Below are 14,359 nucleotides of genomic sequence, written 5' to 3'. Positions count from 1 at the left end.
TAATAAAAATGGCAAATAAAATAGCCTATTTTTTTAGCGTTCTTCGTGTTTCAGGCTACCGGTCAGGATACACAACACACTCAATAAATCACCGTGGCGGATAGCCACTTTCGCTTTGGCATAAACTTTCGGCTTGGCATGGAATGCTAACCCCAGCCCCGCGGCCTGCATCATTTTCAGGTCGTTGGCACCATCACCAATGGCCACAGTTTGCGCTATCGGGATGTTCAGTTTTTCAGCCAATTTGAGTAGCGTATCCGCTTTGTATTGCGCATCAACAATCGGCCCCAGCACCTTGCCCGTCAGTTTGCCGTTTTTGATTTCAAGCTCATTAGCGGCAACGTCGACCAGACGCAATTTATCGCGCAGATACTCGGCATAATAGGTAAAACCGCCGGAAGCAATAGCGACATGCCAATCCAGTGCCTGAAGTTTGCGCACTAAACTGACCAGCCCCGGCATCAGTGGCAATTCGTCCCGAACCTGTTTGAGAATATTGGCGTCAGCCCCTTTAAGGGCCGCCACTCGCTGGCGCAGACTGGCCGAGAAATCCAGCTCGCCTTGCATAGCGCGCTCTGTAACGGCCGCGACCTCTTCACCAACACCGGCCAGTTTGGCAATTTCATCAATGCATTCGATTTGGATGGCGGTGGAATCCATGTCCATCACCAACAAGCCCGGTGTGCGCAAATGAGGGATTGCACCCAGTGGCGCGACATCCAGCCCACTTTCATCGGCCAGCGTTTTAATGCGCGGAGACAGACTGCCCGCCAGACGGATAACTTGATAATCTTCCACGCACCAGGCGGAGACGATCACCATTGCCGCGCCCAGTTGGCGCTGGAAATCTGTAATACGCTCTTTATCCAGTTTTCTGCCGTACAACAGCCAACCTGTATGACCAGCACGATAATCCAGTGGCATAACTTCATCACCGCTGAGTGAAAGTGGTAGACCCGGCCATTGATAGATCTCTGCGGGAAGATCGCAATAGGTCAGACTATTAGACATGAATGACTCCTGTAGAAAACGGGGTAAAGGCAAGACAAAAGGACGCATCAAGCTATCCTATCGCCCTTGCTTCTGGCAACATAAAGTCACCGATTCTTGCAAGGAACCTGCATGGCGAAGGCCAAATTAAAATTTCGATTGCACCGAACAGCTATTGTGCTGATTTGCCTGGCATTATTGGTATTGCTTATGCAGGGCGCATCCTATTTTAGCCTCAGTCATCAACTAGCCCGTTCGGAGCAAGTTGAAGAACTGGCTAAAACACTGGCAAAACAAGTCACTTTCAGCCTGTCATCTATTATGGATACCGGTGATGATGATATTGATAGTCAGAAAGTCGATGCCATTCTCCAGCAATTGACTCAATCAAGTCGCATCTTGGATGCCAGTGTATATCAGATTGACGGAACGTTGGTCGCCAGCGCCGGAGAGAACGTCAAAGTTCGTGACCGGCTGGCTTTAGATGGCAAACGCCCCGGCAGTTATTTCAATCACCAGATTGTTGAACTGATCCCCGGCAAGAGCGGGCCAACCGGGTTTCTGCGCATGACGCTTGACACCCATGTGCTCGCGACAGAATCCAAGCAAGTGGATAATACCACCAATTTGCTGCGGCTGATGATACTGGTCGCCCTTGCGGTGGGCATTATTCTGGCGCGCACCTTGCTGCAAGGCCGCCGTAGCCGCTGGCAACAATCGCCTTATTTGCTCACTGCCAATACGCCAGTGAAAGAGGATGAAAGTGATGATGAAACGGCTGAATTAGACAAGAAACGCGATGATATCCCCTAAATAGATTCAGCGGCAGGAATTCTGCCGCTGAATAGGGATAAGAGAAATGCAGTATGACGTTACTCTTTGTCGCCCAGTAACACAGATTCCAATGCAATCTCAATCATGTCATTAAAAGTGGTTTGGCGCTCAGCGGCGGTGGTTTGCTCACCGGTACGGATATGGTCAGATACGGTGCAGATAGTCAGGGCTTTCGCACCGAATTCAGCCGCAACACCATAGATACCAGCGGCTTCCATTTCCACACCTAGAATGCCGTATTTTTCCATGACATCAAACATTTGCGGATCTGGTGTGTAGAACAGATCAGCAGAGAAGATGTTCCCCACACGCACATCAATGCCTTTCGCTTTTGCTGCATCTACTGCATTGCGAGTCATCTCGAAATCAGCAATCGCCGCATAATCGTGGTCTTTAAAGCGCATGCGGTTCACTTTGGAATCAGTACAAGCGCCCATACCGATAACCACATCACGCAGTTTAACGTCAGCACGAACCGCACCGCAGGAACCCACACGAATAATCTTCTTCACGCCAAAATCAGTGATCAGTTCTTTCGCGTAAATCGAGCAAGATGGGATACCCATGCCGTGGCCCATTACCGAAATTTTGCGTCCTTTATAAGTGCCGGTGAAACCCAACATGCCGCGCACATTGTTCACTTCGCGCACATCTTTCAGGAAGGTTTCTGCGATAAACTTCGCACGCAGCGGATCCCCTGGCATCAGTACAACGTCAGCGAAATCACCCATTTCAGCATTAATATGTGGCGTTGCCATAATAATTTTCCTTAAAAATCATAATTTTAAAATTTATATTACTGAACTGTTCGTGTTTTCCTACAATCCCAATTCAGTAGAATTCTATCAATCAGAAGGCATAGATGAGCACTGCCGAGTTGAAAATGGCGCGCTCAGCTTAGCTAAATGACTTACAGCATATTCTTACCGTAATCCATTGGGGAAAGATCAAAATACTTGGCGACGGTCTGCCCAATATCGGCAAATGTATCACGATGCCCCAATGAGCCCGGTTTCACTTTCGGGCCATAAACCAAGACCGGAATATGCTCACGAGTATGGTCAGTGCCCGGCCAGGTTGGGTCGCAGCCATGGTCAGCAGTCAGGATAAGGATGTCATCTTCTTTCACCAGCGCCATCAATTCTGGCAAGCGGCGGTCGAACAACTCCAGCGCGGCGGCATAACCCGCAACATCACGACGGTGGCCATATGAAGAGTCAAAATCAACAAAGTTAGTGAACACGATAGTGTTATCACCGGCTTTTTTCATCTCTTCGATGGTGGCATCAAACAGGGCGTCCAGACCGGTGGCTTTCACTTTCTGAGTGATCCCAACATGGGCGTAAATATCGGCGATTTTACCGATAGAAACCACCTCACCGCCCTTCTCATCCACCAGTTTTTTCAGCATGGTTGGCGCTGGCGGCTCAACAGCCAGGTCATGGCGGTTACCGGTGCGCTGGAAGTGGCCCGGCTTATCGCCAATGAATGGGCGCGCAATCACACGGCCAATATTGTAGCCGCCTTCCGTCAACTCTTCGCGCGCGATTTCGCACAATTCATACAGACGATCCAGGCCAAAAGTCTCTTCATGACATGCAATCTGGAATACTGAGTCCGCAGAAGTATAGAAAATCGGTTTCCCGGTTTTCATGTGTTCTTCACCCAGTTGGTCGAGGATGACGGTGCCAGAAGAGTGGCAGTTGCCCAAATAGCCCGGCAAATTAGCGCGTTTGACCAGTTTATCCAGTAACTCCTGCGGGAAGCTGTTTTCCACATCACTGAAATAGCCCCAGTCGAACAAGACCGGCACACCGGCAATTTCCCAGTGACCTGATGGGGTATCTTTACCGGAAGATAACTCACTGGCATACCCATAAGCACCAATGATATCGGCATTTTTATCCAGCCCGATTGGGAATTTACCGGTAGATTCTTCGGCAGCTTTGCCCAGCCCTAAGCGGCTCAAATTCGGCAACTTTAATGGGCCACTACGGCCAACATCGGCTTCGCCACGGGCGCAGGCCTCGGCGATATGGCCCAATGTATCAGCCCCTTCGTCGCCAAACTTCTTAGCATCAGCGCTCGCGCCAATACCAAATGAGTCTAATACCATAATAAATGTACGTTTCATCATTTTCTCCTGCATAGGTTCACACGCTGTGTGACACCTTTAAAGTATGGCTTTTATTCAGTAATACGGCGATAAACCACGGGGGTTTCTTGTGGCGCTTTCTGGCCAAGAGTGATTGCCGCACGCACTGCATCGGCTGCCTGCTGCCAGTCATCTTCATTATTGGCATGAATCACGGCTAATGGCTGCTGACCATCAACACTGGCACCCAAGCGGGCCATATCGGTAAGACCCACACTGTAATCAATAGGATCAGTTGCCCGACGGCGACCACCACCCAGGGAAACCACGGCCATACCTAAAGCTCGGGTATCCATGGCGGTGATAATTCCTGGCCGCTCAGCAAATACTGGCTTGCTCAACATAGCGGCTGGCAAATAACTGTCGTAGCGCTCGACAAAATCGCTCGGGCCTTTTTGCGCGGCAACCATGCGGCCAAAGACTTCTGCCGCTTTACCGTTATCCAACACCGCTTGCAGCTTGGCACGGGCATCAGCGTCATCTTGTGCCAACCCGCCAGACAGCAGCATCTCGACACACAGCGCCATGGTCACTTCCAGCAAGCGCGGATTACGATACTCGCCCGTCAGGAAACGCACCGCTTCGCGCACTTCAACCGCATTACCGGCACTGGAAGCCAAGACCTGATTCATGTCCGTCAACAATGCGGTGGTTTTGCAACCCGCACCATTGGCAACGCCGACAATCGCCTGCGCCAAGTCTTCAGATAGTTGATAAGTCGGCATAAAAGCACCCGACCCCACTTTGACATCCATTACCAGCGCATCCAGCCCTTCAGCCAGTTTTTTAGCCAGAATAGAAGCGGTAATCAGTGGGATGGAGTCCACCGTGGCGGTAATATCGCGGGTGGCATAGAAGCGCTTATCCGCCGGTGCCAGTGAGCTGGTTTGGCCGATGATGGCAACGCCGACATCCTGAATGATTTTACGAAATGCGCTGTCATCAGGAAAAATATCGAAACCGGGAATAGCTTCTAGCTTGTCCAGTGTTCCGCCAGTGTGGCCCAAACCACGGCCCGAAATCATCGGCACGTACCCGCCGCAGGCCGCCACCATTGGGCCGAGCATCAAGGAAGTGACATCACCCACACCGCCGGTGGAGTGTTTGTCCACAATCGGGCCATTGAGGTTTAGACTCTTCCAGTTCAGAACCGAGCCAGAATCGCGCATGGCCATCGTGAGCGCTACCCGTTCTGGCATGCTCATATCATGGAAATAAATGGTCATCGCCAGAGCTGCAATCTGCCCTTCGGAAACCACGTTATCGCGAATCCCATTGATAAAGAAACGAATTTCTTCTTCGCTCAGTGGCTGGCCGTCGCGTTTTTTACGGATAATTTCTTGTGCGAGAAACAAGGTATCCCCCTGCTTATGAAATAAAAGCGGCACAGCGGACAAAATAGCCCGCAGTGCATCTGCTCAGTTCAATGACTGAGATAATGGTTAGTAGCCGGTGCTGTTGCTGTTGCTCTGATGACCCAATGTCGTCAACAAGCTGCCCAACAGACTGGATGCGCCAAAACGGAAGTGGCGAGCATCAGCCCAACCTTCGCCCATCAATTGGTCGGCCAGTTGCAGGAATTGCGCGGCGTCTTCTGCAGTACGTACGCCCCCCGCAGGTTTAAAACCAACGGTTTTCGCCACTCCCAAGTCACGAATAGTGCGCATCATGATGCTGGCACTTTCCAGCGTGGCATTAACCGGCACCTTGCCGGTGGAGGTTTTGATAAAATCAGCCCCGGCTTTGATAGCAATCTCGGAGGCTTGGCGAATCAAATGCTCTTGCTTTAACTCACCGGTTTCAATGATAACTTTCAGCAATACATTGGCATCAGCACAAGCTTCTTTGCACTGTTTCACCAATTCAAAACCGACTTTATCGTTACCGGCCATTAAAGCGCGATAGGGGAAAACGACGTCCACTTCATCCGCACCATAGGCAATCGCAGCCCGGGTTTCAGCCAGCGCAATAGGAATATCATCATTGCCATGAGGGAAATTGGTGACCGTTGCAATGCGGATTTCAGGTGTTCCTTGCTCACGTAATGTTTTACGCGCAATAGGAATAAAGCGAGGATAAATACAGATTGCCGCTGTATTACCGGCAGGACTTTTAGCCTGATGACACAGAGCAATAACCTTATCGTCGGTATCGTCGTCATTCAGGGTGGTTAAATCCATTAAACTCAGCGCGCGTTTGGCATAATCATTTAGATTCGCGCAGGCGGTTAAATCGGTCATAAAACTCTCCAACACTTTTCAGCCCCGGCACCTTGCCAAAACTGAGTATTTATTTATGAGCCGTATAGTTCTAGCTCAATACGTTGGCGAGCGGACTTGGTTCCTTGAAGATAGCCCCTGTATGGGTGGCAATTGAGATCCATCTCACCGCACTAACTTATAGCTCTATTTGAACACGATATCAGCACATGAGATGTGTTCAAATTCACACTAATCAATAGTAACTTGTAACAGATGAAAATTATATGTGATTAAAGTCACAAAATAACCTCATTTATAGCTGACTGACACTATTACGCCCACTTGCATCAAGGATAGCTTATGCGGAGGAATCCGCAGGATTATGGGGCGGAACCATAAAATAATGAGGAGTTAGTCGTGCCTCCTGTTTGAGGACGGACAGCGCACAAGAACCGCAGCATACAGGTAGTATGTGACGGTAATGAGCACTGCCCAGACCAAAATGGCCAATCAAGCTGGCCGAATTACAGGGCGAGGAAGAAACCCGCGATAGTGGCACTCATCAGATTCGACAGAGTCCCTGCTGCAACAGCTTTCAGACCAAAGCGCGCGATATCATGGCGGCGGTTAGGTGCCATGCTACCTAGCCCGCCCAACAAGATGGCGACAGAGGACAAGTTAGCAAAACCACACAGTGCGAAGGAAATAATGGCTTTTGAATGTTCAGAAACTACCTGTAAACCCGCTGCTTTAACTAACTCTTCAGCTTGTAAATATTGACCGAAATTCATAAACGCCACGAACTCATTCACAATGATTTTCTGGCCGATAAAGGAGCCTGCTACCATGGCCTCACTCCACGGAATCCCTATCAGATAAGCAATTGGCGAGAATACCCAGCCCAAAATCAATTCCATAGAGAGTTGCGGATAATCAAACCAGCCGCCAATCCCGCCCAGAATACCATTTAGCAATGCAATCAATGCGATAAAAGCTAATAGCATAGCGCCGACATTAAGTGCTAATTGCAGACCGGAAGCCGCACCCGATGCCGCAGCATCAATGATGTTAGCCGGGCGCTCATCTTCAGCAATCAGAGTGGTAGCATCCACAGTATCGTGCGTTTTTTCAGTTTCTGGCACCATCAATTTAGCGAACAACAACCCGCCGGGAGCCGCCATAAAGGAGGCCGCAATCAGGTATTCCAGCGGCACGCCCATTTGTGCATAACCGGCTAATACTGAACCCGCGACGGAGGCTAAACCGCCACACATTACCGCAAACAATTCAGATTGAGTCATAGTGGCAATATAGGGCCGCACGACCAATGGGGCTTCGGTTTGCCCGACAAAAATATTGGCTGTCGCGGAAAGAGATTCAGTACGCGAAGTTCCCAATAGCTTCTGTAACCCACCACCTAATACTTTAATCACCAATTGCATAACGCCGAGATAATATAAAACGGCGATTAAAGAGGAGAAGAATACAATAACGGGCAATACTCGCAGGGCAAATACAAAACCACCGCCGCCAAAGACTTCAAACATTTTGTCGGAAACCAAGCCGCCAAACATAAATGAAATCCCATCATTGCCGTAAGCAATAACATTCGCGACACCTTCGGACATCCCGCCAAGGATACGGCGTCCCACCGGGACATATAATACCAGCGCACCAATACCCACCTGAATAATAAATGCCCCAACTACAGTGCGGATATTAATCGCCCTAAAATTACTTGAAAGAAGCACGGCTATTAATATCAGTACTGCCATTCCAACTAAACTCATGAGCATGCAGATAATCCTGTTAATGATTTGTATTTGAATAATGTGGGGATGGATTATACCGGCATGATCTGGCTATCAAACAATCTCTGTCACAAATAAACACAACTGAAAGCAAACACAAAGCAGTTAACGTGACCAAAATCACATTAAAATAGCAAAAAGTGAAAGCACGCTAACTATTAGGATGATTTGCATAATGAAATCAAAAGACTATCGCGGGCATTAATCAACTGAGGGTAATTGAAATAAACGTTGGCTATTTTGCAAAAGATGGGCCGCAATCTCTGATGGCGCTTCTTGGCGTAACTCACACAACACCGCAAATACATTCGCGGCTTGCTCTGGCCGATTGGGTTGGCCTTGAAAACCCGCAAGGGGCATATCCGGCGCGTCGGTCTCCAGCAATAGGGCTGAAAGGGGTAATGCCGCCATAACATGTCGAGTTTTCTGCGCCCGTTCATAAGTGATAGTTCCCCCCACACCAATGTAATAACCCAAGCGAATGAATGCCTGTGCTTGGGCTAAACTGCCTGCAAAGCCGTGTACCACACCAGTGCAGGGCAAAGCGACTTTACGCAAGGCAGAAGCGAGTTGGTCATGTGATCGGCGCGAATGCAAAATGACCGGGAGATCATGCTGCCTGGCGAGCTTCAATTGGGCATTCAATAGCGCTAATTGACGGGGTAACTGCGGCTCATCCATATAGAGATCCAGGCCAATTTCTCCCACCGCCACCAGCTTCTCTGTTTTATTCCGCAGCGCCGAGGCCAATATGGCTAAATCAGCTTCCTGATGCTGCGCAATATAAAGCGGATGCATGCCCAGTGCGGCAAATAGTGGCGGATAGTTAGCCGCCAAATCGAGAATGCGAGGAAAATAATCAGCACTGACCGCGGGCACAATAATTTGCCTGACATTCGCTTGCGCAGCACTCATTAAGCTGGCTGTTTCCGCGCCGCTGAAAGGAGGGAAATCAAAGTGGCAATGGGTATCAATAAAATAGGGCATCTGCCCGCTGCGCCATGCCATTACGCGGTATCACCTTTGGTTTTCGCCACATCAGGCGGCAAAATAATATCCGCTTGCAGAGGCTTCTTTTTGCTCCGTGTCGCCGCAGGGATAATTAGCCCACTGTCTGCCACTGTCATCTGCGGTGGAAGATGGTTGGTAATTTTCGCGGTGACGGCTGGCGCAATAATATCCGGCGATTGAGTGATATCAAATGAAGAATCATCATTATCAATATCAATAAAGTCAGCCATATCATCTGGTTGGTTAATATCTTGCGGTTGAATCATACGGCGGGAAAGAGAAATCGACGTTTTCTCCCCCTTGATTTCAGACTGCTCCAACTGATCTTTAGGCAACAGCCAATGCCCGACAGTTGCCAAAAAATAGCGGCCGCAACGACGCCCTAAATGGTAATCACGATTCAGAGCCGCGATTCGGCTCCCCAGTGCATTACTGGCAAGGGGTTTAGGCGGGAAAATCTCGAAAATACGCAAGTCACCCGGCGGCTTTTCAATAAATTGCTGAATACGATGATAACTCTGCTCATGCTGCTGCATAATTCGCACCAGTTGCTGCAAGCTACTCTCACTCAGCCAGTGCTCCATCCGCTTCATCCATTGCGGCGTATAATAAGCCTGCGAAGGTACTGTGCGGATAACCACAATCGTATCAGCCCCACGGCGATAAGCTTCCTCTACAGGAATCGCATCACTAATACCGCCATCTTGATAGCTAATCCCATCTAAATCAACACCTTGACGATACAATCCTGGAATAGCACTGGAGGCCTTAATGGCCGGTAACCAGCTTTCTCGGGTTGGAGAGATATAGGTGGGTTCGAAATCATCACTGCGGCAAGCGCACATGAGAAACTCACGGCCATCACGCAGATGTTGTTCGGCTTGATCCATAGCTAACGGTAACTGCTGGGAGGTGATATCCACCAGCCAATCGAGATCAATTAAGTGGCCACCGCGAACAAAGCGCAATGGATTGAAGAAGTTAGCTGTAGTGGTGTAACGGGTAATGACGCGGCGTGCATAGCCGGGTTGGCCACAGATAAAAGCAGAGAGATTTTGCGCACCAGCAGAGGTGCCAATCATCAAATCAAAAGGGTTAAAGCGGGCGCGCTGGAATTCATCCAGCACACCGGCTGTAAAAATTCCCCGCTGCCCGCCGCCCTCGCAAACCAACGCCATTTTACCGGGTTGGTATGGTTTATAGGCGAGTGGCTCAATATTACCGAGCGTGATAGGTATTCTGTATCCCACCATCTATCCTCATTGCGTTACAACAGGTGTTGAGGATACCCCTTCTTACCCTTGCTGTAACCCTTGCGCCTGACTAAAGGCGTTTACGTCCTGTAAACAAACTGATGAGGAATAGAATAATACCGACGACGAAAACAACTTTCGCGGCCCAGGCTGCTGTACCGGCTAGCCCCCCAAAACCTAATGCCGCCGCGATTAACGCAATAACCAGAAATATAATGCCCCAGCGAAACATAAGCTTCTCCTTCCCGTTTGAAAAAATGACTTCGTAAACTGACGTTCAAAAATCACTCTTTAACCACCTCTGTCTATTTAAAAGTAGCGTATTTGACAGAAGTTGTATTATTTGGATTTATTGGATGAATTATTTAGCTGACATACTTATTAACGGGTATTTCGCAGGTTATATTGTTGCCCACGAAATACCCATCAGCCAGATAATAATTAAGGCTTGATGCTGAGGTCGTTTTTAACGCTTTTTACGCCATCAACGGCTTTAGCAATACTTTCGGCACGTTCGGCCTGAGCTTTATTTTCAACATTACCGGATAATTGCACCACGCCATCCGTCGTTTCTACTGTGATTTTACGTGATGGTACGATGTCATCAGCCAGTAATTTGGCTTTTATTGAACTGGTGGTTGCGGCATCACCAGCATATTCACTGACGGATTGTGATTTCTGATCTTTCACATGTAGCTTATCGCTAACAGATTTAACGCCTTCAATATTTTTGGCGATATCAACTGCGGTTTCAGCTTCTGCCTGAGAACTGACAAAGCCTGTCAGAGTCACAACACCATGATTAGTTTCTACTGAGATATCAGTGCTTTTAAGGGTTTTCTCTTCCAGCAATGCGCTTTTTACTTTGGCCGTTGCAGCGCTGTCGCCCATGTAATTATCGACTTTCTTCATGGAACTATCGAGTTTCGCACCAGTGCTGTCTACAACGTTGTTAGTCTTATTAAGCATTGTGTCTTCGGCGAAGACGCTACCACTTACCAGTATGGTACCTAAAACAACAGCCATCATTGAACGGGCAAATTTTGTGTTTGTCATCGATTTCTTCCTTTATTGTTTTGAATCCTGGACTGGAATAACGCCCCAGTTTTCGGATTCTTACGCCACCTTATATGGGTGGGCATTTGATGAATACTTTACGATTATTGCAGATTAACTCACTCTAATTTGATGCAAGTCAATCCTGCTGGTATCTATAAAGATAGAGCATCTCAGAAGATTTACAGTCGGAATAGGACTAAAACGGAAATATAATACCTAAGTAGGAGTTATCTTAGAGAAAAAATAATGAGAAAAATTAATGAATCGGGGCACTAAGTACCCCGACAGAATGCGGCTGACAGCTTGATTAATGCTCGCGAGTTTTACGGAAACGCACTTCCGGATAACGTTCTTGCGTAATATTAAGATTGACCATAGTGGGCGCGATATAGCTCAAATTATCACCACCATCCAATGCCAGGTTAAGCTCATTCTTACGTTTAAACTCTTCGAATTTCTTCACATCATCACATTCAACCCAACGCGCGGTTGATACGTTAACGGATTCATATACCGCCTCGACGTTGTATTCGCTTTTCAGACGCGAAGACACCACTTCAAACTGCAGAACACCAACAGCCCCAACAATCAGATCGTTATTAGTCAGTGGGCGGAAGACTTGCACCGCACCCTCTTCTGACAACTGAACCAAACCTTTGAGCAACTGTTTTTGTTTCAATGGGTCACGTAAACGAATACGGCGGAACAATTCAGGTGCAAAGTTAGGAATACCGGTGAACTTCATATCTTCACCTTGAGTGAAGGTATCACCAATCTGAATAGTCCCGTGGTTGTGCAGGCCGATAATATCCCCTGCATAGGCTTCTTCGAGGTGGGAACGGTCACCGGCCATAAAGGTCAGTGCATCTGAAATCACCACATCTTTCTTGATGCGCACCTGACGCAGTTTCATGCCTTTTTCAAAGCGGCCAGAAACCACACGTAAGAAAGCTACGCGGTCACGGTGTTTCGGGTCCATATTGGCCTGAATCTTAAAGACAAAACCGGTGAATTTCTCTTCGGCCGCCACCACTTCGCGGGTATCGGTTTTACGTGGCATCGGCGCTGGTGCCCACTCGACCAAGCCATCCAGCATATGGTCGACACCAAAGTTACCCAGTGCGGTACCGAAGAATACCGGTGTTAAATCACCCGACAAGAAAGCGTCATGATCAAACTCATGAGACGCCCCCTGAACCAGCTCCAGCTCTTGGCGGAACTGTTTTGCCAAATCTTCACCGACGGCAATGTCCAGCTCCGGATTATTCAGCCCTTTAACAATGCGCACTTCCTGAATGGTGTGGCCTTTACCGGTCTGGTACAGATAAGTTTCGTCCTTATAAAGGTGATAAACACCTTTAAATAACTTACCGCAACCAATCGGCCAGGTGATAGGGGAACAGGCAATTTTCAGCTCGCGTTCCACTTCATCCAGCACTTCCATTGGATCACGAATATCGCGGTCCAATTTGTTCATAAAAGTCAGGATCGGCGTATCGCGCAGACGAGTAACTTCCATCAGTTTGCGGGTCCGGTCTTCGACCCCTTTCGCCGCATCAATCACCATTAAACAGCAGTCAACGGCGGTTAGCGTGCGGTAAGTATCCTCGGAGAAGTCTTCATGCCCTGGGGTATCAAGTAAGTTGACCAGACAACCGCCATACGGAAACTGCATCACGGACGTCGTGATGGAAATACCGCGTTGTTTCTCCATTTCCATCCAGTCAGATTTGGCATGGTGGCTTGAGCCACGGCCCTTTACCGTACCGGCGGTCTGAATGGCGTGTCCGAACAGCAACACTTTTTCGGTAATAGTGGTCTTACCGGCATCGGGGTGGGAAATAATCGCGAAAGTACGTCTTTTCGCGATTTCCAGTGCATATTCACTTGGAGACATAATTTGAAATTTCTACTTTTAGGCCGCCCTGCTCTGGGCCTCACATCCTAGTGATGTAAGTCCCAAGCAAAGCAAGGCATTGATTATGGCGCTATACCCTACTTGAAACGCCACATTCTAAGCGGACATTCCTATCACTTGGGTATAAGTGGTTATAGCGCGGTATTTTCCCTGATTTATGCGGGATAGACAATTTATTCAAGACAGATAACCCGCAAAAAAGCGCTATCCCATTGGTAATGCCATCATAATGGCATCTTCGCGGCCATCCGCACTTGGGTAATAGTTGCGGCGCACGGAAACTTCGTTGAACCCCAAGCTCTCATACAAGGCTATTGCCCGAGTATTTGAGGCCCGAACTTCGAGCCAAAGCGTGAAGATATTACGCATTTCCAACTGTGCAATGACATGTTCAAGCAGTAAACGGCCACAGCCCTGGCGCTGAAACTGCGGATCAATAGCAATATTAAATAATGTTGCTTCATCCAATACAATTTGGGTAATGGCAAAACCGGCCATCTGCTCCCCAACAGTCAGCTTGAAATTGAGGTAGCGCTCGCCTTGGTTGCTGGCTAACGTTTTTTCCGTCCAAGGAAAAGCATGGCTGGCTTGCTCAATTTGGTACGCTATGGCCAGATCGGCTGGCGTCAGGATAGAAATCTGCTTCATGATGACAAATCTGCTGCCAAAGTGCGCGCTTAGCGCTCGCGTCTTGATAAAGTCCGGTCAGTGCCGGGCTGTATAACTGCGCACCGGCGACCGCAAGCGGTTCACTGATGCCCAATCGCCAACTGTTGCACTGTGTCTCTTCGGGTAACATCGCCACCTGATCCGGCGTCAGCACATAAGCTTGACGGGAAGTCAGCCCCAAGCTGCGCAGCACATCACACAACAGCGGGTCATCCTGTTCAGGAAGCGGATCGGCTACAATCAACAGGCGGGTATCATCGGGCAAACGTATTGCAATTTCACCCTGCAAGACGGCCGGGCGGCGCAATGTCCACTGCGTAATACCCAGTTGTTGTAACAGCAAGTCTCGTCTTGATGCCATGCTCTTTCCTGTCAAAGCAACCCGTATTTCGACACTATGCTAGCAAACCCATCGAACATGCGCCAACAAACCTCTATAATCCCCGATCATATTCTTA

14 protein-coding genes are annotated in these 14,359 nt (G+C 48.7%); 1 reads left to right on the top strand and 13 read right to left on the bottom strand.

Translation table 11 applies throughout. The features are described from left to right. Positions 1-33 precede the first annotated feature (33 nt). Positions 34-1,011: a phosphoserine phosphatase gene (gene serB / locus F0T03_RS03455; protein WP_145556193.1), complete on the bottom strand. Its 978-nt coding sequence runs from the start codon at positions 1,009-1,011 to the stop codon at positions 34-36. Between the two features lie 111 nt (positions 1,012-1,122). Between serB and F0T03_RS03450 the strand changes: the two genes are divergently transcribed. After that, positions 1,123-1,803 (top strand): YtjB family periplasmic protein, encoded by a 681-nt coding sequence (locus tag F0T03_RS03450; protein WP_159677237.1) that lies wholly within the window; start codon positions 1,123-1,125, stop codon positions 1,801-1,803. Between the two features lie 59 nt (positions 1,804-1,862). Here F0T03_RS03450 and deoD read toward each other — a convergent pair whose 3' ends face one another. The 12 genes from deoD to F0T03_RS03390 form a co-directional block, all read right to left on the bottom strand. Continuing rightward, positions 1,863-2,582, bottom strand: coding sequence for a purine-nucleoside phosphorylase (deoD, locus tag F0T03_RS03445; RefSeq protein WP_145556195.1), 720 nt, complete (start codon positions 2,580-2,582; stop codon positions 1,863-1,865). Positions 2,583-2,734: 152 nt separating this feature from the next. Further along, positions 2,735-3,958 carry a phosphopentomutase gene (gene deoB, locus F0T03_RS03440; protein ID WP_159680653.1) on the bottom strand — a complete coding sequence of 408 codons (1,224 nt, stop codon included), beginning with the start codon at positions 3,956-3,958 and terminating at the stop codon, positions 2,735-2,737. 53 nt (positions 3,959-4,011) lie between these two features. Continuing rightward, positions 4,012-5,334 (bottom strand): thymidine phosphorylase, encoded by a 1,323-nt coding sequence (gene deoA, locus F0T03_RS03435; RefSeq protein ID WP_145556196.1) that lies wholly within the window; start codon positions 5,332-5,334, stop codon positions 4,012-4,014. A gap of 87 nt (positions 5,335-5,421) precedes the next feature. Further along, positions 5,422-6,219, bottom strand: a complete 798-nt coding sequence (deoC, locus tag F0T03_RS03430; RefSeq protein WP_145556197.1) for a deoxyribose-phosphate aldolase — start codon at positions 6,217-6,219, stop codon at positions 5,422-5,424. Between the two features lie 485 nt (positions 6,220-6,704). Then, positions 6,705-7,976 carry a NupC/NupG family nucleoside CNT transporter gene (locus F0T03_RS03425; RefSeq protein ID WP_159677236.1) on the bottom strand — a complete coding sequence of 424 codons (1,272 nt, stop codon included), beginning with the start codon at positions 7,974-7,976 and terminating at the stop codon, positions 6,705-6,707. A gap of 216 nt (positions 7,977-8,192) precedes the next feature. Next, positions 8,193-8,978, bottom strand: a complete 786-nt coding sequence (locus F0T03_RS03420; protein WP_145556217.1) for a TatD family hydrolase — start codon at positions 8,976-8,978, stop codon at positions 8,193-8,195. A 20-nt stretch (positions 8,979-8,998) separates the two neighbouring features. After that, on the bottom strand, positions 8,999-10,255 hold the full coding sequence (locus F0T03_RS03415) for a patatin-like phospholipase family protein (protein WP_145556199.1): 1,257 nt from the start codon (positions 10,253-10,255) through the stop codon (positions 8,999-9,001). A 70-nt stretch (positions 10,256-10,325) separates the two neighbouring features. Continuing rightward, entirely contained in the window at positions 10,326-10,487 is a 162-nt protein-coding gene (locus F0T03_RS03410; protein WP_004389381.1) for a DUF1328 domain-containing protein, read from the bottom strand. Between the two features lie 209 nt (positions 10,488-10,696). Then, positions 10,697-11,311: a molecular chaperone OsmY gene (osmY, locus tag F0T03_RS03405; protein WP_159677235.1), complete on the bottom strand. Its 615-nt coding sequence runs from the start codon at positions 11,309-11,311 to the stop codon at positions 10,697-10,699. Between the two features lie 310 nt (positions 11,312-11,621). Further along, complete coding sequence (gene prfC / locus F0T03_RS03400) at positions 11,622-13,211, bottom strand: peptide chain release factor 3 (protein WP_145556201.1); 1,590 nt, start codon at positions 13,209-13,211, stop codon at positions 11,622-11,624. 225 nt (positions 13,212-13,436) lie between these two features. Then, on the bottom strand, positions 13,437-13,880 hold the full coding sequence (rimI, locus tag F0T03_RS03395) for a ribosomal protein S18-alanine N-acetyltransferase (RefSeq protein ID WP_145556202.1): 444 nt from the start codon (positions 13,878-13,880) through the stop codon (positions 13,437-13,439). Continuing rightward, positions 13,825-14,262 carry a DNA polymerase III subunit psi gene (locus F0T03_RS03390; protein ID WP_145556203.1) on the bottom strand — a complete coding sequence of 146 codons (438 nt, stop codon included), beginning with the start codon at positions 14,260-14,262 and terminating at the stop codon, positions 13,825-13,827. Before F0T03_RS03390 ends, rimI begins: the two co-directional genes overlap by 56 nt. Positions 14,263-14,359 lie beyond the last annotated feature (97 nt).

The organism is Yersinia canariae, assembly GCF_009831415.1.
Classification (GTDB): Bacteria; Pseudomonadota; Gammaproteobacteria; order Enterobacterales; family Enterobacteriaceae; genus Yersinia; species Yersinia canariae.
The sequence above is the reverse complement of the archived record's forward strand: the minus strand, read 5'-3'. Positions and strand labels throughout refer to the sequence as shown.